Source organism: Oleiphilus messinensis (assembly GCF_002162375.1).
GTDB classification, from domain to species: domain Bacteria; phylum Pseudomonadota; class Gammaproteobacteria; order Pseudomonadales; family Oleiphilaceae; genus Oleiphilus; species Oleiphilus messinensis.
Window position 1 is genome coordinate 1,359,589 of sequence record NZ_CP021425.1, and the last position, 21,485, is coordinate 1,381,073.

The following is a 21,485-nucleotide window of genomic DNA, read 5'->3' on the forward strand; positions in this document are numbered from 1 at the left end:
TCTGGCTACACTGTTTACGTTTATGGCGACGTACGATATTGGCTGCGTATGATTTGAGCTACTTGCGCTTTCGGAGCTACGTAAGCTGTGATCCGGATCGATATTAGTATAAATTGACTCGGGTAACAGCAACGCCGGTGTAGCGTGGTAAAAGGCAAGTATAGATTGGTCTTATGCGTTGATCAATGGCCATATGGAACGATTATTTGGAGAATTGGATGAATGCGATCGAATTAGCGGTCTTTTCAAGTCGAATTGAGTCGGTGTGCACGGAAATGGGAGCGGTGCTTAGGCGTGCTGCTTTCTCGCCCAATATTAAAGATCGACTGGATTTTTCCTGTGCAATATTCGATGCCAATGGTGAGTTGTTGGCCCAGGCAGCCCATATTCCGGTTCATCTCGGCAGTATGGCCTACGCGATGCGGGATATTGTTGGTGCGGTGCGTTGGCAGGCTGGGGATATTCTGGTTTTGAATGACCCATATCGGGGCGGAACACATTTACCGGATGTTACTGTGGTTTCCCCATTGTTTGTCGGGAGTGAGCTTCTCGCGTTTGTGGTCAATCGGGCTCACCACGCTAATATTGGCGCGGATTCTCCCGGGTCGATGCCGATATCTCGAGCATTGCATGAAGAGGGGGTTGTCATTGCGCCTCAGTTTCTCAAGAGAAGTGGCGTGCTTCAGGAAAAAACTCTCGCAGTTTTGGCGTCCATATTGGGGGATGGTGATATTGATGGTGATGGTGATGGTGATGAAGAGCGGTTGACGACGGAAGAGTCAGGGACAGGGCGCGAGCGGTTTGAAAATAGTGTGGTGTTGGGGGATTTTCTTGCCCAAATGAGTGCCAACGAAGCGGGGGTGGCGCGACTGTCAGAAGTGATTCAGGCGTCTCAAGTTCAGCAGTTTGAGCAGGGTGTGGCTGAATTAAATCGATATGCCCGAAAGTTGGCTGGCGAACGCTTGAAAGTGCTCCCTCGAGGTGTGTTCCGGGGGGAGGATGTTATGGATTCCGATGGGGTGGGAGCCAGCAATATTGTTTTGAAATTGTGCTTGGAGATCGGGCCGGACAGAATGACATTTGATTTCTCGGGTACCAGTGATCAGGTGGAAGGGAACATCAATTGCCCCCTCAGTGTAACTGCAGCTGCAGTTTATTATGTGGTCCGTTGTTTGATGCCAGACTATGCACCCTCTTGTGCCGGGCTTTACCACTTTATTGAGATAAAAGCACCAAAGGGGTGTTTGCTAAACGCCCTTCCACCTGCTGCAGTCGCTGCTGGAAATGTTGAAACCAGCAGTCGAGTCGTCGATTTGATTTTGACTACATTGCAGTCTGTTTTGCCGGAACGCATTCCCGCTGCAAGTCAGGGCACAATGAATAATGTTGCTATGGGGGGAAGGTTGCCCGGCGGGGGGCGATGGGATTACTACGAAACCCTTGCCGGCGGTGTCGGTGCGCATCGGCTGGGCGCAGGCTTGGATGCGGTTCATAGCCATATGACCAATACACTAAATACACCAATTGAGAGTGTCGAGTTGCATTATCCTCTGCGTATTGAGCGTTACGGTATTCGGCGTGATTCGCGGGGTGCGGGTCTTTGGGCGGGGGGCGCCGGGATTGATCGCAGCTATGTGTTTTTAGCGCCTGCGGAGGTGACGCTGTTGACTGAGCGGCGGGCAACTGCACCCAAAGGCGTTAATGGTGGTCAAGATGGTGCGCCAGGTTTGAACCGGATTAACGGGGTGCCTGTTGCGGATAAAGGTCGTTTTGAATTGGGGATTGGTGATCTGCTCACGATACAAACGCCAGGTGGTGGTGGTTGGGGTGACAAAGACTGACTGTATTAATCAGGTATAACAGGGTAAACTAGGGCCAGATGGAGTGATTGAAACGATAAGCACTCCGTAGGGTTATGTGTATATTCAGAAAGGTGAATTTTGATGGATGTCATCGATACGATTAAAGAACAATTGAGCGGTAATGATGTTTTGTTGTACATGAAAGGAACCCCTCAGGCTCCCCAGTGTGGCTTCTCTGCTCGTACCGTCCAGTCTCTGATGGCGTGTGGTGAGCGCTTTGCGTTTGTGAATATTCTGGAGCATCCTGAGTTGCGTGAGAAGTTGAAAGAGTATTCAAACTGGCCAACGTACCCCCAGCTTTATATCAAGGGTGAGCTTGTAGGTGGCTGTGATATCATCGGTGAGCTCTACGAGAGTGGTGAGCTGCAGAAAATGGTTAAAGATGCAGTGGGTGCATCCGCTTAAGTTTTAACTTCTGTATTCCTTCCAGCACATTGTCTATCTTTGTGCTGTTGCCCCGTTCGCAGCGGGGCCTGTATTCAGTCGGTAGGCCCTAGTTTCTGGGTACATATTTCACATCAATTTCGTAACGAAAGCCTTTTTTTGCATCAGTTTTTGGTGGGCGTGGGTAGGGGCTCGCAGAAAGTGCTGATCGTAATGCTGCTTGATCCAGGTCCGGATCGCCACTGGGAATCGCAATACTCGCATTTTTTAAAGCGCCATTCGAGAGTAGTTGTATGCTCATTATTACTGAGCGGGGTTGTTGCAGCCGGCTAAATGGATAAAGTTTGTCATGGTACTGTGATTTTGCCAGGTGAACACGCAGTTCCAGCTCGTATGCGGGTAAAAGCGGGTGCATCTTGGCGCTTTGGATGCTGGTTTCTGCAGCCGCTGGGGATTTACTTTCAAATAAAGTCGAGAGTTTATCCAGCTGGTTGAGTTGGTCTGTTCTGGTCTGGTTTTCCAGTTGCCGACTGGTGTTGGCTTCGGGTGTATGGAATGTGGGTTGGGTAATTCGAACGTGATCTTTCAGGTTTTGTGTCGGTGGTTTGTCTGGATTGGTGTTCCTGTTTACTGTTCCTGCAACATCCTGAGTTCGATTGTCTGTAACCTTGCGAGTCGTATTAGCAGAAGTCGTAAGCTGCGCCGGTGTGTTTGCTTGGGGGGTGGGTTGCACTTGGGGAGGTTGATCCGGTTTTGTTGGAGCGGGATTCAACTGTGTAAGTTGAGTTTGCTTGGATGCGTTGGTTGCCAGAGTAATCTGAATGGGGTCTGCGGTGTACTTGTCATGCACTTGTATCGGGTTTCGAAATAACGCAACCGCGGTTGCATGGACGACGAGGGCTATCGCCATCGAGAAGGCAATGCGATAAGTTCTATTGGTGTCAAAGTCATGCATACATTGTCTCAGATTGAACTGCAGCTCCAGTCTTCCGCGATGAATGGGGGTTCGTTTCAGATTAGAGTTTCAATTGTTCTTTAAGTTCGCCAGTGTCACTGCGCTTAAAGGTTTTTTGCATGTTCGGCTGTTAAATGGGTTGCTCTGGTCACCAAGCTTAGTCTTATCATTGTTCTCAAGCTTCAGGGGTAAATACTATCAGGAAATAGCTAAGCGGTTTGCGCTCTGGTCGCCATTTTCCTTAAATTCGAGGTCACTGCGTTCAGTGCGCGGTCCACAAGGTGTCCTTGTTGGAGGATTTTCAGGCGGCCTTCAGTTAAGTCTTTAACCAATTCTGACTTGCTTTTTTCCATGACTTTCAGGCCGGTCCGATTTACAAAAATATAGGTGTCGGTGTCTTTCATGATTGCTGAAAGTTTGCAGCGAAACAAGTTGCCATTAATGAGGGGGAGCTCAAGCCAGTCGCCTTCTTCGATGTTGTTTATGCTGGCAATGGAAGCGGGATCCTGATCTTCAGTTATCAGGGCTGTATCTGACGTTATGTTTAGCGCAGAATCATGCTCAAACATCACTTCGGGTTTGGTTGTTTGATGTTCGGGGTGTTTGAAGCGGTCAGTCAGTTCTTGCTTCAATAGATCGAGTTGCTCATCGATTGTTACTGTGTGGTACGAGACATCCTGTAGGCCTTTCTTCAGGCGTTTTAACAGAATGGGTACCACCTTCGCCCATCGTTCCCGGGCTGCAGCATCAGCATGGGGTTGCATACACCAAACGAGCTCTTTCGCAGTTCGCAGTTTGTCTTCCCATTGTTGTTCCTGCTCATCTTTAAGGTAAGCCAAAAACATTACCCGGCTCCAGCCATTTTCCAGTAGATCAAGCACAGCGGCTGGAAGGTTGGTATTTTGGGTCAGGGTCTTGAGTGTGTCTTTTACGGTTAATTGCGCCTGCTGTGTTTTCAAGCGGCCCAATTCTGCCTGTTTGGTGCGTGCTTCTATCAATGCCGCACGCTTTTCTTCGCTTTCCAGAAAGGCATTAAAGTGCACGTAGAGTGTTTCAAACAAGTTGATGTCGCCATCAAATTCATCCAGTATTCGTCGCACGACGTACTGGATTTGTTCCAGGAGTTTGTCTCGTTTGTCCCGCTGGGCTTCGTTCCAGCCAATGCCTGATTTTGCCAGGGTGTTTAACAATTTTCGGGCAGGATGCGTGCTTTTGTTGAAAAAGGACTGATTTTTCAAGACCACTTTCAGGATGGGGATCTGTAATCGACAAATCTGGGCCTGTATCGGGGGGGCAAGGTTATAATCATCGAGTATAAACTCAAATAACATAGACACTAGATTGATAATATCGTCATCGGTTTGAGAGAACGTCTTCTCTGCCTCCTGAGGACGGGAGGTTCCCTGCGAATTTTGCTGTGCAAATTTTTCCTGTACCAGTGCTTGAGCTGCCCGGTGAATGTCAATGAGCTGATCCCGTGGGTTCAGGTTTTGTTGTTGAATTGATGCTGTATAGCGATCAAGGTTGTCCTGTTGCAGGCGATTCAGCATGGACAGGACTTCATTATTCTGGAACACGTCCCGTTTGGTTTGCGGCGGAGGTGTGTCACTATCACTTAAGGTGTTGGATCGTGATTCTGCCAGCAGAGTGCGTAGATAGTCTAGCGGGTTTTCAATCGGAGTTTCGATGCTGTCTTCTTCCGCCTCGACAGACTCGGCTTGAATTCTTTTCTCTGTTTCTGTAATTTCGCCCACCCAGGATTGAGCTGCAGTGGCGATTTCAGTCTGAGCTGGGGGGCCGCTGTCGGTCGCTTTGAAGCTAAGGTTGGGTAGAATTCCTAGGCTGATCAAGTGTGCGTTGGCGGTTTCAAGGATTTCACCATATCGCTGCGTACAAATAGTGCCGAAGTGCTTGAGAACGTGTAATTTTTCTTTGATGTCGACGTCGAGATCATCGAACCCTGCAGCCATGATGGTGCAGAATATGTCCGGGTGCAAGGGGGTTGGAGCCTGGGCATTTGCACTGCGTCGATAGAGTTCTACAATGCGATTTTGAAACTGTAGAAGTGCGCCCTGATAAGTCGTGCGTATATTGGTCGACGTTGTTTCTGTTGCGACTTGAGCTTCCAAGTCATCGCTATCAACCAGTGTGAGCTCGTCGATGCTGCAGCTGCGTAGATTTTGCTGGGTTGATGCGGCAGAGTGGAAGGCCGGGTTCAGGGTTCCCGAAAATGCTTCTGTTAGGCGATCCTGAATGAACGACTCGATACCTTTACGCTTTAATCGTACCTCTCGCATGGCATCAAAGTAACGACTTTGCTCATTATTGCTACGAGCCATATTGGCCATATCAAAAAAAGAGTCATCGATCGTTTCAAAGCCCTGGTTCAAGACCTTTGTGATCTGGCGCAGAACAATTTGAAGTAGTTGATTGATATGCTTCACTTCGGCCAGATTGATCGTTTGTCTGTTAACATCACGATCCTTGTCGGCGATGTTGGACAAGTTAGACATTTACCGCTCCCACGGGAATAACTCAACCTGTTATGATACCGAGTCAACGTTGCTTAGAGATTTTTTGTTATTTTTTGTGAGTACTATTACTAACTAGTATACATAGAGTTTCCAGGTTAAACAAAATGTTTCCCGAAAAAATACTTAATTTTTTCGGGGCCGGGAACAAGTGTCAGGGCTCAAGGTTTGTTTTTGTGGTCAGTCATCAGGTAATACCCTGATTGTTTTGATGAAATTGTCCTTCACATGTTTTATTTCAATGCGGTGGTTGTGCAAGGTCAGGCATATTGGGTTGTCAGGTATGTATTCCAGATACTCAATAATCAAGCCGTTCATTGTTTTTGGGCCGCTCATCGGCAATTTCCAGCCGAGCCGTTTGTTGACATAGCGAATTGTCGTTGTGCCATCCACCAGAAATCCGTTGCCTTCCAGTGGTGTGATATCTGGGCTGTTGGCTGAAAAGTCTGTTGTGAATTCACCAACGATCTCTTCCAGAATGTCTTCCAGTGTTGCAATGCCCTGAACATCACCGTATTCATCCACGACAATGCCGATTCGACGTTTTTGCTTTTGAAAGTGGTACAGCTGAGTATGTAAGGGGGTTCCCTCGGGTATAAAATAAGGCTCGCGACACTCTTGCAGTAGTATTGCCTTGTTTTTTTCTTCGGAGGTAAAAAATTTAGCCAGATTTCGGAGGTGGAGTATGCCGATAACGTCGTTCATATCTTTGCGATATACTGGCAGTCGAGTATGTTGAGAGGCACGAATCTGGCGAATTATTTCATCAAGATCGTCTTCAATATCGATGCCAATTATCTCGTTTCTCGGAACCATTATGTCATCTACGGTGACTTTCTCCAGATCCAGTATTCCGACCAGCATATCTTGGTGTTTCTTGGGAATTAACGCTCCGGCTTCGTTGACAAGGGTACGCAATTCTTCGCGGCTGAGGTGATCTTTCTGGTTGGCAGTGCTGTTGATGCCGAGCAGTTTAAGTAACCCGTTGGTGATGAGGTTGACTGCCCAGACAAAGGGGTAGAGCAGTTTTAGCAGGGGGATGAGTAGAATCGATGCCGGGAAGGCGATGCGTTCGGGATAAAGTGCTGCTATCGTTTTGGGCGTAACTTCGGCGAAGATCAGGATCACGATCGTCAGAATGGTTGTGGCAATGGCGATGCCGGCATCACCCCAGAGTCGAATCGCAATAATTGTAGCGATGGAGGATGCCAGAATATTAACAAAGTTATTGCCAATCAGAATGACCCCAATCAGTTGGTCTGTCCGGGCCAACAGTTTACTGGCTCGGATGGCGCCTTTGTGTCCGCTTTTTTTCAAGTGTTTCAGGCGATAACGGTTTAATGACATCATTCCGGTTTCCGAGCTTGAGAAAAAGCCGGATAAGACAATCAGTACGCCCAGGATCGAGAACAGTAGATACAGCGATGCGTCGTTCAACTTAGTGGTTATCCATATTGTTTAAGGTTTGTTCTGGTTTGTTGCTTTCGTTTTTAGCGCTTGCTGAGTAAAAATTCCAGTGCAAACTTGCTCCCGAAATAGCCAAGCATCAGGAAAAGGCAACCCCATAGGGTCCATTTGCTGGCTGTAGCGCCCCTCCAGCCGTAGCGCTTTCGGCCACCCAGTAACACTGCAAACAACATAAACGCGAGTAGTGAAAATGCCGTTTTGTGGACCAGGTGTTGCGCGAAAATGTCGTCCACAAAGAGAAAGCCTGCCACGATCGCCAGTCCGAGCAGCACGACACCGGTAGTCAGCAGTTCGAACAATACTCGTTCCATGGTCTGTAGTGGGGGGAGATTTTTCAAGATCAAGTGGCTTGAGTGTTTTTTAAGGGCCTGGTTTTGCAGGTGAAGTAATGCAGCCTGGGCTGCCGAAAGGGTGAATACACTATAAGCGAAAACCGAGAGCGTGATATGGGTAAGGATGCCGGCACTTTGTGTTTCAAGTTGGTGTGATGGGACATCGATAGCTAAAACGCAAATAATAGTAATAATGCAGATTGGATTGGCGGCCAAGATCAGATTCTGCATTGGTTTTTTAAAGTTCAGCGCGAAAAGTGTCGTGCTGACGAGAACGGCAATGAGTAAAGAGGCCTTAAAAAAACTGAAATCCAGGCCTTGCTCGGTTCTAATGAGTACAATGGTCAATACGCCATGACTTAATATTGCCAGTGCGGCAGTGGTCAGGCTAATGAATGTCCGGCTTTCAATTTTGCGGTTGAATACGAGCCACTGGTAAATTGTACCGAACAAATAGAGTGTTGCCGAAGAAAGACCAAGAAGCAGAATGTTCATGTGTGATCTTTAATATGAGTTGGTCGGATTAAGTTAAGTGTTTCGGTGTAGTTCTTCATGATCGGTCGCGGTCAAGCGGGCATGAAAACCTGTTCTCAAGTATCGCTGGTTATCGACGTTGTTGTTTGCATAACACTTTTTTATAAACTCCCGCGAACGAATACACCTTGAATCTCGCATTTTACATGGCTCCAGATGTATTGCCAGTAGGCTTTAGCAAATTGCTGGGTGGTTATCGGTTTCTCATTGTCTTTTTGTTCGTATATAATCCGCCATTGCTTATAAATACTATAGTCTCCTCACAAATCTTAACTGCTTTACCTGTTCTGCAGCAAATGTGCAGGTCAGCAGGAGCGAGTGACTCCAATCGGTGCGAAAGTGATTATGCTATCAATCGCATCGACTGCAAGCTCACATCGCCTCCTGTCACGGCTCGCTCTTTGATCATCAATGGGATTTGACTGGCAATGTGGTGTAGCTGGAGCCTTCTCGATTGTCTTCGGGAAAGTGCAATGGATTCGGGGGCCTGAATGTTAACGAGAGTTGATCAATATGTTTGAAAATTTAACCGATCGCCTGTCGGATAGTCTACGCAAGATTACCGGCCAGGCGAAATTAACCGAAGACAACATTAAGGATGCTCTGCGCGAAGTTCGTATGGCTCTGCTCGAGGCTGATGTTGCGTTGCCGGTTGTCAAATCGTTTATTGAGGATGTCAAGAACAGAGCTGTAGGGCAGGAAGTGCAGCGCAGCCTCACGCCAGGACAGGAATTTGTCAAGGTTGTAAATGCCGAGCTCGTGAAAGTCATGGGTGAAGCCTGTGAAGATCTTAAACTCAATACCCAGCCGCCCGCAGTGGTGTTGATGGCGGGCTTGCAGGGCGCAGGTAAAACCACTTCTGTCGCGAAGCTTGCCCGGTTCCTTAAAGAGCGTCGCAAGAAGTCTGTGTTGGTTGCGAGTGCTGATATATACCGGCCCGCGGCGATTAAGCAATTGGAAACGCTGGCGGGGGATGTAAAGGCCACGTTTTTTCCAAGCTCATCCGATCAGGATCCGGTGGATATTGCCGAGGGCGCGATAGCGGAGGCGAAACGTAAGTTCATCGATGTGGTTATTATCGATACCGCCGGTCGATTGCATATCGATGCGGATATGATGACCGAGATCAAGCGTCTTCATAGTGCGATCAACCCAATCGAGACACTCTTTGTTGTCGATTCAATGACCGGGCAAGATGCGGCCAATACTGCAAAAGCATTTAATGATGCCTTGCCGTTAACCGGGGTTATCCTGACCAAGGCGGATGGCGATGCGCGTGGTGGTGCTGCGTTGTCGGTGCGTGCCATCACTGGTAAGCCTATCAAGTTTATGGGGATGGGCGAAAAGACCGATGCTCTTGAGCCGTTTCACCCCGATCGTATAGCTTCCCGGATTTTGGGGATGGGGGACGTGATGTCCCTGATCGAGGAGGCGGAGCGCAAGCTGGATAAAGGAAAGGCCGAGAAGCTCACCAAAAAGATCAAGAAAGGTAAGAGTTTTGATCTGGAAGACTTCCGCGATCAGCTGATGCAAATGAAAAATATGGGGGGCATGGCTGGTTTGCTGGATAAGCTGCCTGGGATGGGGCAGATCGGCAAAATGGCGCAAGAGCATGTCAATGACAAAATGCTGACTCAGATGGAAGCGATGATCAATTCCATGACGCCTCAAGAACGCTCATTTCCAGACGTGATCAGTAATTCCCGCAAGAAGCGTATTGCGCTGGGCTCGGGCACGCAAATTCAGGATATTAATCGTCTGTTGAAGCAGCATAAGCAGATGCAGAAAATGATGAAAAAGTTCTCCAAAAAAGGCTCGATGGCCAATATGATGCGAGGCATGAAGGGGATGATGCCGCCTGGTGGAGGTTTTCCTCCGATGGGTCGCATGTAAGTTCATGTATGTTAACAGGTTCCCGATTTTCGAGTGTTTTTTTTACAGGTTAAGGTTTTCAATTGAATAATTTTACCCTACAATATGCGCCCTTTCGTGAACCGTATTATTTTTTACTTATTTATTACAGGATATTTAGCGAGATGGTTACAATCCGTTTAGCTCGTGGTGGCTCTAAGAAACGTCCATTTTACCACTTGACTGTTGCAGACAGCCGAAATGCACGTAACGGTCGTTTTATCGAGCGTGTTGGCTTCTTTAACCCAATCGCACGCGGCCAAGAAGAGCGTCTGCGCATTGATCGTGATCGCGTACAGTTTTGGTTGGAGCGTGGCGCTCAGACTTCTGATCGCGTTAAAAGCCTGCTGAAGCAAGGTTAATTATTTCGATTTATTCGTATTTGGTATTAGGTGTAGGCAAAAACTTTATATTGTTGTGGGTTAAGTGGAGTCCACCTTGAAACAATCCGATGCGAATGAATACACTGTTGTTGGAAAGATAACCACGGCCTATGGTGTTAAAGGTTGGGTTAAGATATTTTCCTTTACCGATCCAATCGAGAATATCCTGAAGTACAAGCACTGGGTGCTTCAAAAGCCAGGAATTCCGGGTCGGAGCAGTAACGGACAGCAGAACAGCTGTTCGGTTATAAAAGGTAAGCATCATGGTAAAGGTGTGGTAGCTCTGCTTGAAGGGTGCCAAAACCGGGATGATGCTCTGGCCTTACAGGGTGCAGAAATTGCAGTTCGCAAACAGGAATTGCCCGAGCTGGATGCAGGTGAGTTCTACTGGCACCAGCTGGAAGGGTTGGCCGTTGTGCTTGAAGAGGGTGTGAAGCTCGGTCGAGTCGATCACCTGATTGAAACCGGGTCGAATGATGTTTTGATTGTGAAGCCAACACCCGACAGCATGGATGACAAAGAACGATTGATTCCTTATCTTCCTGATCAGGTCATCAAATCCGTGAATTTGGAATCAGGGCTGTTGACAGTAGACTGGGACCCGGAATTCTAAGCGGAGTGGAGTTAGGTCGTGTGGATTGGTGTTGTAACGCTGTTCCCTGAGATGCTTCGTGCCGTTACCGATTATGGTGTTACCGGGCGGGCCATTGCTCAAGGTCGTTTACAGGTGAACTGCTGGAATCCCAGAGAGTTCACTGAAGATCGACATCGCACCGTGGATGACCGGCCCTATGGTGGTGGTCCAGGAATGCTGATGAAGATCGATCCTTTGCAAAAGGCGATTGTCACTGCAAAGCAGTCTGCTTTGGCAAGGGATGGTAAGACAAAATCAGTACCTAAAGTGATTTATCTGTCTCCTCAGGGGAAGCGGTTAGATCAAGCCGGGGTAAATTACCTGGCTGAACTGGAAAGCATGGTACTGGTAGCTGGCCGCTACGAAGGTGTTGATGAGCGACTCATTGAGGCTGAAGTGGATGAAGAGTGGTCAATTGGTGACTTTGTATTGAGTGGCGGTGAAATTCCAGCCATGGCCCTGATTGATGCGGTAGCGAGAATGCTGCCTGGCACGTTGGGGCACGAAGATTCGGCAATAGAGGATTCTTTTTTCTCAGGTTTGTTGGATTGCCCTCACTACACGCGCCCGGAAGTATTTCAGGATCGACAGGTTCCTGATGTGTTGCTGGGTGGGAATCACGAGAAAATACGGCAGTGGCGGTTGAAACAAGCCTTGGGCCGAACCTGGGGTAGAAGGCCTGATTTATTAGAGCACTTGACACTTACCAGCGAGATGAAGCGTTTGCTCGATGAATATATACGGGAATACTCCGTAGTGGACGAGTAAGCATAGTACGAGAATTATTGATAGACAGGTTAACCGGTTTCGGTATTTGAGGAGCGAATAATGAGCAGCAAGAACAGCATTATCACTGAGATTGAATCTGCACAAATGAGTAAAGAGATTCCTGAATTTGGCCCAGGTGATACTGTGGTTGTTCAGGTTAAGGTTAAAGAAGGTAACCGTGAGCGTCTTCAGGCGTTTGAAGGTGTTGTAATCGCAAAGCGTAACCGCGGTTTGAATTCTTCTTTCACTGTTCGTAAAATCTCTTACGGTGTTGGTGTAGAACGTACTTTCCAAACTTTCAGCCCGATCGTAGACAGTATTCAGGTTAAGCGTCGTGGTGCGGTTCGTCAGGCGAAGTTGTACTACTTGCGCGAGCTGAGTGGTAAAGCAGCACGTATCAAAGAAAAACTGAACTAAGTTTTTCTTTGCACTTTATGTCGATCAGGCTAAATTGCTTGAAAGACTTAAAGGCGGATACAATGAGAAAAGGTAGCCATGTGCTGCCTTTTTTCGTTTTAGCGGGGATTTTTGACGCTTTTACTACGAAACTATACGAAAAGTTAAGGAACTTTTTGACTGCTTTCGTATCTACTGACAATAAGTGGTGTTAGCATTTAACTGTAGATGCCTGATATTAAAAATCAGTGGCAACAGCATGAATTGTGTTAGAGGAAGTTAAATGAGAATTAGATTGTCGGCAATAACCTTGGCTAGTGCAATGTTGGCGGCGCCTGTTATGGCGGGAGATCTTGAATCTGCGCAACAGCAAATCACATCCAAGCTATCGAAAGCCATTCCTGGTCTTGAAATAAAGGCAATTAGTGATTCTGTGTTGCCTGGATTGTTTGAGGTTCAGTCCAATAACGATCAAATGTTGTATGTTACTCAAGATGCTAGCCATTTTGTTGTGGGTGATGTCTATCAGGTTGCTGCAAATGAGTTGGTTAATGTTACTGAGAAAAAGCGTGAAGCGCTTCGTGCAGATGCTTTAAACGCAATCCCTGAGCAGGATATGATTGTGTTTGCGCCGGAGAAAACCAAAGCCACAATCACTGTATTTACAGATATAGATTGTGTGTATTGTCGCAAACTGCACCAGGATGTTCCTCGTTTGAACGAGTTGGGTATCAAGGTGCGTTATCTGGCCTATCCGCGAGCAGGCTTGCAGTCGCCATCATACTCTAAGGCCGTTTCTGCATGGTGTGCGGGTGACCCCCAGCAAGCTTTGACTGACGCCAAAGCCGGTAAGAGCATTCCAGGTAAAACCTGTGAAAACTCGATCAAGGCGCAATTTGAGTTGGGCCAGAAAGTCGGCGTGACAGGCACGCCTGCTATCATTTTGGAGTCTGGCGAGCTGGTGCGTGGCTATCTCCCTGCTGATTCACTGGCAAAAGGTATGGGGATCTTGTAAGGTTCCATGCATTCTCACTTCCGGTGCGTTTTTCAAGTTTAGCACCGGAAGCCTGTTTCTTTTTTGCGCTTTGCGCACTCCTTTTCAATATTGCTGCAACGTTGAGCCCCGCCAGGGGACAAATTGCTGTTTTGGCAGTCATGGTGAGCTTCCCGAAGATCAAAATTGCTATATCCCGAAAACGAGCTGTCTCCACACCCGTTAATCAGGATGCATGTTAGTGCCAGGGCGATTATATGGCAGTTTTTCTTGAGGGGGGGGTGTACGAAAGCGCTGTGTAGCATGGTTCCATCCTGGTTAGGTTAGACGTCGTTTTCATGTATTAATGTGCTGGCTATCTCTTCATCGCGTTTTGCCCCGGCTTCCGTCGAGTCCAAGATTGACTTATGGTTGCCGTACCGCTATTTTTCCTACCCGCCAGCGAGTTTGTTGCTGTCTTCTGGCATAATTATCAATTTGACTATAGGCCAAATGCTGTGTCTTCTCAATTTTCAAGAATAGAGCGATTACCCCCTTACGTTTTCAACATTGTTGGTGAGTTGAAAAAGGCTGCGCGAGCCCGAGGGGAGGACATAATTGATTTCGGTATGGGTAATCCGGATCAACCAACACCGCGACATATCGTTGAGAAGCTGGCCGAAACGGCGCAACGGGGTGATACGCACCGTTATTCGCAATCGAAAGGGATTCCTCGGTTGCGGAAAGCGATCTGTAATTGGTATAAAACCCGTTACGACGTGGATCTGGATTTCGAAACAGAGGCAATAGTTACCATTGGCTCGAAAGAGGGGCTTGCCCACTTGGCATTGGCGACTACAGCGCCCGGAGATGCTATTTTGGTGCCTAATCCTTCTTATCCTATTCATCCCTATGGCTTTGTCATCGCGGGGGCAGATATCCGTCATGTCCCACTTACTGATGATGTGGACTTTTTCGCCGAGCTGGAAAAGGCAATTGTCGATTCCTGGCCAAAACCAAAGATGCTGGTGTTGAACTTTCCGGGAAACCCGACCACACAATGTGTCGAGTTGGAGTTTTTCGAGAAGGTGGTGGCGATAGCGCGGGAGCATAATATCTGGGTTGTTCAGGATATAGCCTACGCTGATATTGTTTTTGATGGTTATAAAGCCCCATCCATATTACAGGTGGAAGGGGCGAAAGAGATTGCCGTCGAGTTTTTTTCTCTGTCCAAAAGTTATAATATGCCGGGTTGGCGAGTGGGTTTCTGTTGTGGAAATGCAACTCTGATCGCGGCACTGGCACGGATTAAGTCATACCTGGATTATGGGACCTTTACGCCGATTCAGGTTGCTGCCATTGCCGCCCTTGAAGGGGATCAGAGCTGTGTTGAGGAGATTAGAAAAATGTACCTCGCACGCAGAGATGTCCTGTGCCAGGGGCTAAATTCTATTGGCTGGTCAATTACCCCTCCAAAGGCGACGATGTTTGTTTGGGCCAAAATACCGGAGCCCTATCTGGAAATGGGCTCGTTAGAGTTTAGTAAAAAGCTGCTGCAAGAGGCTAAAGTGGCGGTGTCACCCGGTGTTGGGTTTGGTCACTATGGTGACGACCACGTGCGCTTTGCCTTGATAGAGAATGAGCATCGAACCCGGCAGGCGATACGCGGGATCAAGGCGATGTTCAAAGCGGATGGTGTCGCTTAGATAAATTATTTGAGTGGCCGAGGTGTGCTGCCCCGGTTGTTCGGCAAGATTCAACTTGATGTAAATTATAGAGGTAGTGAGTTTGAAACCGGTAAAAGTGGGCATTTGTGGACTGGGTACCGTTGGCAGCGGTACTGTGAACGTGTTTCGTAGAAACGCGAAGGAAATTATTGGCAGAGCAGGATGTCCCATTGAGATTGTGCAGGTGGGGTCCCGCCGACGCAAAGACAACTGCGATCTGACCGGAATTGACTTTTCTGAAGATATTTTTGCAGTTGCGAAAAATCCTGAAATTGACATCATTGTTGAGCTGATTGGTGGCTATGATATTGCCAAAGAGTTGGTGTTGACTGCGATTGAAAATGGCAAACATGTAGTGACTGCCAACAAAGCACTGATTGCTGTGCATGGTAACGAAATTTTTGAAGCGGCTCGGGCTAAAGGCGTGGTTGTTGCGTTTGAAGCCTCAGTTGCTGGTGGCATCCCGGTGGTTAAAGCAATTCGGGAAGGTCTGGCCGGAAACAGCATTAAGTGGCTCGCCGGTATCATCAACGGCACAGGCAACTTTATATTGACCGAGATGCGCGATAAAGGCCGTGCATTTGATGATGTATTAAAAGAAGCCCAAGAACTGGGGTACGCCGAAGCTGATCCGACTTTTGATGTTGAAGGTATTGATGCTGCGCACAAACTGACGATATTGGCGTCTGCCGCGTTTGGTGCACCATTGCAATTTGATCGGGCTTTCACTGAGGGAATCAGTAATATCAGCACAATCGATGTTGATCATGCTCAAGAGTTAGGGTACATCATTAAGCATTTGGGTATCGCACGCATTCATGATAACGGTATGGAGCTGCGTGTTCATCCGACTCTGGTTCCAGCGGATAAACTATTGGCCAAAGTCGATGGCGTTATGAATGCGGTTTTAATCGATGGTGATGCGGTTGGTCAAACAATGTACTATGGTGCTGGTGCCGGTTCTGAGGCGACAGCGTCTGCGGTTCTGGCCGATATTGTCGATGTAGCACGTATTATCAATAGTGGTGAAGCGGCGGCGGTGCCATTCCTCGGATTTACTCAGGAAAGCATTGCGGATATTAATGTGTTGCCAATCGAGGATATTCAGTCTGCCTACTACTTGCGTATTCTGGCTGAGGATCACCCTGGTGTGTTGGCAAAAGTAGCTTCTATCCTGAGCGAGGATGGCATTAACATTGAGTCAGTGATGCAGCGTGAAACAGAAGAACACCAAGGAAAAATTCCGATGATGATGTTGACTCACACTGTGGTCGAAAAGCAAATCAATGAAGCCATTTGCAAAATTGAGGCGCTGGACGACGTAATAGGTGATGTGGTCAAGATTCGGGTTGAGCTGTTTAAAGACTGATATTGCGCTGATGAGCGATCTGCGCAGGCAGAACGTTTAGGCTGGTTATCGCTATAGACAAACTGCAGCTTTAGGCATACTACAGATTGCAAAATACAGATTGCATACTACAGATTGCAAACTACAGATAGGTAAATGTTGTGAAATACATAAGTACACGTGGCAATGCAGAAGCATTGACGTTTGAAGATGTGTTGTTGACGGGGTTGGCCTCCGATGGCGGTTTATATGTCCCAGAATCTTTGCCACGGTTTACGTTGGAAGAAATTGAATCCTGGAGGGGATTGTCTTACGCGAAACTGGCCTTTAATGTCATGTACCCGTTCGTGGAAGGTTCTATCCCTGAAGATGAATTTCGAACGATGATTGAGGACACATATGCTGGCTTTGCGCATAATGCGGTCGCACCATTGACTCAATTGGATGCGAATGAATGGGTGATGGAGTTGTTCCATGGACCTACTCTGGCGTTTAAGGACTTTGCTCTGCAATTATTGGGTCGCCTGCTGGATTATGTACTCACCAAACGGAATCAGCGCGCTGTGATTTTAGGCGCGACCTCCGGAGATACTGGTTCTGCGGCGATTGAAGGTTGCCGACGCTGCAAAAATGTCGATATTTTTATACTGCACCCGTATCAGCGTGTTTCAGACGTACAACGTAAGCAGATGACCACGATCACAGGCGATAACATTCATAATATCGCCGTGAAAGGAAACTTTGATGATTGTCAAAGCATGGTAAAAGCCAGCTTCAATGATCAGTCGTTCCTGTCTGGAAAAACCAGTCTGGTGGCGGTAAATTCCATTAACTGGGCGCGAATTATGGCTCAGATCGTGTATTATTTTTCCGCTTCACTGGCTCTGGGTGGTCCTCACCGCAGTATTTCCTTCAGCGTTCCTACAGGGAACTTTGGTGATATTTTTGCGGGTTATCTGGCGCGTAATATGGGTCTGCCAATCAATCAACTGGTTATTGCGACCAATCGCAATGACATTTTGCACCGCTTTATGAGTCAGAATCGCTACGAAGTTGAGGCATTGGAGCATACCTTGTCTCCAAGTATGGACATCATGGTATCCAGTAATTTTGAGCGCTTGCTGTTCGATCTTTATGGTCGTGATGGTCAGGCGTTGCAAGGTGTTATGGACGCCTTCAAGCAAGGTAGCGCAAGTATCGATGATCACCGGTGGAAGAATGCACGGGTATTATTCGACAGTTACACTGTCGATGATGAACAGACTTGTGCAACCATCAAGCAGGTATTTGAGGAAACGGAAGAGTTACTCGACCCCCATACAGCAATCGGTGTGAAGTCAGCGCGAGAATGTCGCCGTGATGCGCAGGTACCGATGGTCACATTGGGCACAGCACATCCTGTCAAGTTCCCGGAAGCGGTTGAGAAATCAGGAGTAGGGGTTGCACCGGAACTTCCACACCATATGGCTGACTTGTTTGATCGTGAAGAGCGTTACACTGTTCTGGAAAATGATCTTGCGGCGGTTCAGGCTTTTGTTCAGGAAAACATGAACGCTTGATCTGACCCCAGAGGTTTAAAAAAGGCCAATGAATATCAATTGATTGTTCATTGGCCTTTTTTTGTAAGCTACTCTGGTAGCTGCCTGCTCCCACGTGATTAGAAATCCATTTCTGATATTGAGCCTGTTGTGACTGTAAAAAAACGAATTGTTCGTCGACCTCCTGTTTCCGATGGGCATTGGTCAATTGATTTACCCGAAACTTTAAAACAAATTTACCTATCTCGGGGTGTCACATCCTGTGCGGATGTTGATCTCTCGCTTTCTGGCCTTATACCGCCCGGTAATTTGCGTCATGGACAGCAGGCTGCGAATTTAATCGCCGATGCGATAGTCGCGCGACGAAAAATACTCTTGGTCGGTGATTACGATTGCGATGGTGCAACCAGTACGGCTGTGGCGATTCGTTTATTAAGGTCAATGGGGGCTCTAAAGGTTAACTATCTGGTGCCCAATCGTTTTGAATTTGGCTATGGATTGTCACCACAAATAGTAGAGCTGGCATTGAGCGATAAGCCCGACCTGATCATCACGGTTGATAATGGCATTTCCAGTATAGAAGGCGTGGCGAGCGCTAATTCACATGGTATTTCGGTCATTGTTACGGATCATCATTTGCCCGGAGATTCGCTGCCGGAAGCGGATGCAATTGTGAATCCCAATCAGAACGGTTGTGACTTTCCCAGTAAAGCCGCCGCCGGTGTAGGGGTTATATTCTATGTGATGAGTCTGCTGCGAGCTGAATTGCGCGCGCGTCAGTGGTTTGCGGCACAAGGCCTGCCCGAGCCGAATCTGGCGGAAGTGCTGGATATCGTAGCATTGGGGACGGTGGCGGATGTAGTACCTCTGGACCGAAATAATCGTATATTGGTCGAACAGGGACTGAAGCGAATTCGTGCCGGTAAGGCTCACCCTGGTGTTTTGGCATTGATTGCTGTTGCCGGACGGGATTACCAGCGAGTTGTGGCAACGGATCTCGGATTTGCTGTCGGTCCGAGGTTGAATGCGGCGGGACGTCTGGACGATATATCCGTTGGTATCGAGTGTTTGCTGTCTGATAGCGCTGAGCGAGCACAAACGTTGGCAGAAATGCTTAATGCCTACAATGAAGACCGCAAGGCCATTGAGGTTAGCATGCAGAAAGAAGCATTTGCCGAGGTGGAGCAACGCCTGAGCACTGGGGAAGATTTGCCATGGGGATTGTGCCTCTATGATGATAGCTGGCATCAAGGGGTTACCGGTTTATTGGCTGCACGGGTGCGCGAAAAAGTCCATCGACCTGTTGTGGTATTTGCGCCTGCTGATGATGGTGTAATGTGGAAAGGATCTGGCCGCTCCATTCCGGGCTTTCATCTGCGTGATGCACTCGACCGCGTTGCCACACTGAATCCAGGATTGATTGATAAATTTGGTGGCCATGCTGCTGCGGCTGGATTGAGCGTGGCGGAAGATAAGTTATCCGAATTTTGCACGCAGTTTGATAGGGTGACACGGGAGTGGTTATCGGAAGACGATTTATCTGCTGTGATTTTGAGCGATGGTGAACTGCCACCTGAGGCTTTGACATTGGATTTCGCAGAGCAACTGCGAGCAGCGGGCCCTTGGGGGCAGGCTTTTCCTGAGCCGGTATTTGATGGCGTATTCGCTGTTGTTCAAGCCAAAGTCGTGGGGCAACGGCACTGTAAACTGGTGCTGGATTCAGGGCAGGGAGCGCTCGTGGATGCCATTCAATTCAATAGTCCCTGGGCAGGCCAGACGTTGCCGGACCGAGTCCGGGTCGCGTTCAAGCTGGACGTTAACCGGTATCGTAACCAATCCAATCTACAGTTTATTGTTGATTATCTCGAGGCAAGTGAGCTTCCGGGTAGATAATTTGTCTGACTTCGACTAAAAAACAGCCAATTTCCATTCGCTCAACTATAGTTGAAAATAATAATTGAGTGATAAATGTTCAGTTGGAGGGTTGGCTGTGTTTTCCCATCTGTCTCTAAAAACCAAGACCGCTGGTTTTGTCGTCATTATTTTTGTTTCGCTGTGTTCGATTGCCTTACTGGGGCTTCAAGCTTTGTGGTTAGCGAGTGAAAAGGACAACCTTGCCCGGATCGCCCAGTTAATGAAAAGTACGGTGAATATTGTCAAACAATTTGAGTCATTGGCGCAAAACGGGGAATTGTCAGAGACTGACGCTAAACGTTTTGCGACTCAGTTGTTGCGTGAGAACAAATATCACGATTCTGAATACGTCTATGTCGCGGATGAGAACCTTGATTTTGTTGCGACGCCACTCGACCCGCAACTACATGGCACCAGTTTTAATGACTTTAAAGATGCCAGTGGTGACAGCATCGGCGCGATTGTTAAAACACTGGTGGGGAGTAGAACAGATCAACTGATGACCTATAACTGGGATTCGTTGCGCGAGGGAGAGGTGGTGGATTTAACCTCGGTTGTGATCAAAACCCCGGTGTGGGGCTGGTATGTCGGAACCGGGGTGAGTTACAAAGAGGCAGAGCAGCGCTACTGGGCCACCGCGCAATGGCTGTTGGCCCTGTCAATCGTGATTGCCGTTGTCATGTCTGCGATCATCGCACTGTTCGGAGTTTCCTTGAGTCGTGCCCTTGGTGGTGAGCCGCAGGATGTGCTTGAGATTGTCAAGCGGGTGTCCCGTGGCGATCTGCGCAAGTTGGCGACCAGCGGACGTGAAACGGAGGAAAGTATTATCGGGGCAATGGTGTATATGCAAAACGGTTTGAAAGGTGTCGTTGCGGGAATTAAAGACGTTTCTGACAGCCTTAAAAATCAAACTACAGAGGCGGATAAGCGTTCGGTTGACCTGGATAAACTGACACAACGTTTGAGCGAACAGACGCAAATGGTGTCTTCCGCAATTGCCCAGCTCACAGCATCTGCCCGCGAGGTGTCCAATAATTCGGAAATGGCTGCAAGTCATATTCAGGAAGCCGATAGTAAAGGTAAAACAGCCTACTCATTGACTGAAGCCTCTTCTTCGACCATGACAATGCTGGAAGAACAGATTGGCAAGGTCGGTCAGAATGTACAAACCCTGAATGACGAAGTCAGTAATATTGAGACGGTACTGGTTGTCATTCAGGGCATAGCAGAGCAAACCAATTTGTTGGCTTTGAATGCCGCAATTGAAGCTGCTCGTGCAGGTGATCAGGGGCGGGGGTTTGCTGTTGTGGCGGATGAAGTCAGACAGTTGGCGCAAAGAACTCAATCCAGCACGGAAGAAATCCAGCAAATGATCACCAAATTACAGGATGCGACAAAAGCAGCAAGTGCATCCGTAACGCAGAGTGTCAGCACCAGTGAGCAAGCGGTTAAAAAATCACAATCTGTTACGCAGCAGTTGAATGATATCGCGACTTCGCTGTCACAGCTAGCCGGGATGAGCCATCAGATTTCCCTGGCGGCAAAGGAGCAACTCGCAGCAGGGGAGGATACTGCCGAGCGAGTTGTGCTGATTTCCGATGCTGCAGCCCATGCTGCTGAACTTTCCGGTGCGGCGCATAAGATGACAGAGCAGACAAATAAATTGTCCCATGACCTGGAAAATGAAGTTCACAAATTCCAGCTCTAAGCAAACCGGCGAGGCTTGTGCTCGCCCTGTTGTGTCCGTAAGGCGTGCGCTTGCAACAATGTATTCTAATGGCGAACTCGCGCTGCAAACGGTAGTTCAAGCGCCGTAAATCAGATAGAA

General features: G+C 48.0%; 17 protein-coding genes. 13 read left to right on the top strand and 4 right to left on the bottom strand.

Going from position 1 to position 21,485, the window contains the following annotated elements:
* The first annotated feature begins 218 nt into the window (after positions 1–218).
* Together OLMES_RS05935 and grxD are read left to right on the top strand one after the other, a co-directional pair.
* The gene (locus tag OLMES_RS05935) at positions 219–1,841 is read left to right on the top strand and encodes a hydantoinase B/oxoprolinase family protein (RefSeq protein WP_087460416.1); all 1,623 of its coding nucleotides are present in this window, start codon (positions 219–221) and stop codon (positions 1,839–1,841) included.
* 102 nt (positions 1,842–1,943) lie between these two features.
* Positions 1,944–2,267 carry a Grx4 family monothiol glutaredoxin gene (gene grxD, locus OLMES_RS05940; protein WP_087460417.1) on the top strand — a complete coding sequence of 108 codons (324 nt, stop codon included), beginning with the start codon at positions 1,944–1,946 and terminating at the stop codon, positions 2,265–2,267.
* 88 nt (positions 2,268–2,355) lie between these two features.
* Here the strand turns inward: grxD and OLMES_RS05945 are convergent, their stop codons facing one another.
* The 4 genes from OLMES_RS05945 to OLMES_RS05960 all read right to left on the bottom strand — a co-directional run bounded on the left by OLMES_RS05945 (position 2,356) and on the right by OLMES_RS05960 (position 8,026).
* A complete protein-coding gene (locus tag OLMES_RS05945) occupies positions 2,356–3,201 on the bottom strand; it encodes an energy transducer TonB family protein (RefSeq protein WP_087460418.1) in 846 nt (281 codons plus the stop codon).
* Between the two features lie 209 nt (positions 3,202–3,410).
* Entirely contained in the window at positions 3,411–5,714 is a 2,304-nt protein-coding gene (locus OLMES_RS05950) for a DUF1631 domain-containing protein (RefSeq protein ID WP_087460419.1), read from the bottom strand.
* 198 nt (positions 5,715–5,912) lie between these two features.
* Entirely contained in the window at positions 5,913–7,169 is a 1,257-nt protein-coding gene (locus tag OLMES_RS05955) for an HlyC/CorC family transporter (RefSeq protein ID WP_087460420.1), read from the bottom strand.
* 53 nt (positions 7,170–7,222) lie between these two features.
* Complete coding sequence (locus tag OLMES_RS05960; protein ID WP_087460421.1) at positions 7,223–8,026, bottom strand: cytochrome C assembly family protein; 804 nt, start codon at positions 8,024–8,026, stop codon at positions 7,223–7,225.
* Positions 8,027–8,578: 552 nt separating this feature from the next.
* Between OLMES_RS05960 and ffh the strand changes: the two genes are divergently transcribed.
* The 11 genes from ffh to OLMES_RS06015 all read left to right on the top strand — a co-directional run bounded on the left by ffh (position 8,579) and on the right by OLMES_RS06015 (position 21,365).
* The gene (gene ffh / locus OLMES_RS05965) at positions 8,579–9,958 is read left to right on the top strand and encodes a signal recognition particle protein (protein WP_087460422.1); all 1,380 of its coding nucleotides are present in this window, start codon (positions 8,579–8,581) and stop codon (positions 9,956–9,958) included.
* Positions 9,959–10,101: 143 nt separating this feature from the next.
* Positions 10,102–10,338, top strand: coding sequence for a 30S ribosomal protein S16 (gene rpsP, locus OLMES_RS05970; RefSeq protein WP_087460423.1), 237 nt, complete (start codon positions 10,102–10,104; stop codon positions 10,336–10,338).
* A 76-nt stretch (positions 10,339–10,414) separates the two neighbouring features.
* The gene (rimM, locus tag OLMES_RS05975) at positions 10,415–10,972 is read left to right on the top strand and encodes a ribosome maturation factor RimM (protein ID WP_232465272.1); all 558 of its coding nucleotides are present in this window, start codon (positions 10,415–10,417) and stop codon (positions 10,970–10,972) included.
* A gap of 18 nt (positions 10,973–10,990) precedes the next feature.
* Positions 10,991–11,761 carry a tRNA (guanosine(37)-N1)-methyltransferase TrmD gene (trmD, locus tag OLMES_RS05980; RefSeq protein ID WP_087460425.1) on the top strand — a complete coding sequence of 257 codons (771 nt, stop codon included), beginning with the start codon at positions 10,991–10,993 and terminating at the stop codon, positions 11,759–11,761.
* A gap of 60 nt (positions 11,762–11,821) precedes the next feature.
* On the top strand, positions 11,822–12,178 hold the full coding sequence (gene rplS, locus OLMES_RS05985; RefSeq protein WP_087460426.1) for a 50S ribosomal protein L19: 357 nt from the start codon (positions 11,822–11,824) through the stop codon (positions 12,176–12,178).
* Positions 12,179–12,440: 262 nt separating this feature from the next.
* Positions 12,441–13,172, top strand: coding sequence for a thioredoxin fold domain-containing protein (locus tag OLMES_RS05990; RefSeq protein WP_232465273.1), 732 nt, complete (start codon positions 12,441–12,443; stop codon positions 13,170–13,172).
* A gap of 386 nt (positions 13,173–13,558) precedes the next feature.
* Positions 13,559–14,836, top strand: coding sequence for an alanine transaminase (gene alaC / locus OLMES_RS05995; RefSeq protein ID WP_198343236.1), 1,278 nt, complete (start codon positions 13,559–13,561; stop codon positions 14,834–14,836).
* An 82-nt stretch (positions 14,837–14,918) separates the two neighbouring features.
* Entirely contained in the window at positions 14,919–16,226 is a 1,308-nt protein-coding gene (locus OLMES_RS06000) for a homoserine dehydrogenase (RefSeq protein ID WP_087460427.1), read from the top strand.
* Positions 16,227–16,366: 140 nt separating this feature from the next.
* Positions 16,367–17,764, top strand: coding sequence for a threonine synthase (thrC, locus tag OLMES_RS06005; protein ID WP_087460428.1), 1,398 nt, complete (start codon positions 16,367–16,369; stop codon positions 17,762–17,764).
* Positions 17,765–17,893: 129 nt separating this feature from the next.
* The gene (gene recJ, locus OLMES_RS06010; RefSeq protein ID WP_087460429.1) at positions 17,894–19,636 is read left to right on the top strand and encodes a single-stranded-DNA-specific exonuclease RecJ; all 1,743 of its coding nucleotides are present in this window, start codon (positions 17,894–17,896) and stop codon (positions 19,634–19,636) included.
* 97 nt (positions 19,637–19,733) lie between these two features.
* Positions 19,734–21,365, top strand: coding sequence for a methyl-accepting chemotaxis protein (locus OLMES_RS06015; RefSeq protein WP_087460430.1), 1,632 nt, complete (start codon positions 19,734–19,736; stop codon positions 21,363–21,365).
* Positions 21,366–21,485 lie beyond the last annotated feature (120 nt).

Excerpts from the sequence above, each read along its gene's own strand:
- OLMES_RS05935 (WP_087460416.1), top strand. The coding sequence starts at position 219 with ATGAATGCGATCGAATTAGCGGTCTTTTCAAGTCGAATTGAGTCGGTG.
- grxD (WP_087460417.1), top strand. The coding sequence starts at position 1,944 with ATGGATGTCATCGATACGATTAAAGAACAATTGAGCGGTAATGATGTT.
- OLMES_RS05945 (WP_087460418.1), bottom strand. The coding sequence starts at position 3,201 with ATGCATGACTTTGACACCAATAGAACTTATCGCATTGCCTTCTCGATG.
- OLMES_RS05950 (WP_087460419.1), bottom strand. The coding sequence starts at position 5,714 with ATGTCTAACTTGTCCAACATCGCCGACAAGGATCGTGATGTTAACAGA.
- OLMES_RS05960 (WP_087460421.1), bottom strand. The coding sequence starts at position 8,026 with ATGAACATTCTGCTTCTTGGTCTTTCTTCGGCAACACTCTATTTGTTC.
- ffh (WP_087460422.1), top strand. The coding sequence starts at position 8,579 with ATGTTTGAAAATTTAACCGATCGCCTGTCGGATAGTCTACGCAAGATT.
- rpsP (WP_087460423.1), top strand. The coding sequence starts at position 10,102 with ATGGTTACAATCCGTTTAGCTCGTGGTGGCTCTAAGAAACGTCCATTT.
- rplS (WP_087460426.1), top strand. The coding sequence starts at position 11,822 with ATGAGCAGCAAGAACAGCATTATCACTGAGATTGAATCTGCACAAATG.
- OLMES_RS05990 (WP_232465273.1), top strand. The coding sequence starts at position 12,441 with ATGAGAATTAGATTGTCGGCAATAACCTTGGCTAGTGCAATGTTGGCG.
- alaC (WP_198343236.1), top strand. The coding sequence starts at position 13,559 with ATGGTTGCCGTACCGCTATTTTTCCTACCCGCCAGCGAGTTTGTTGCT.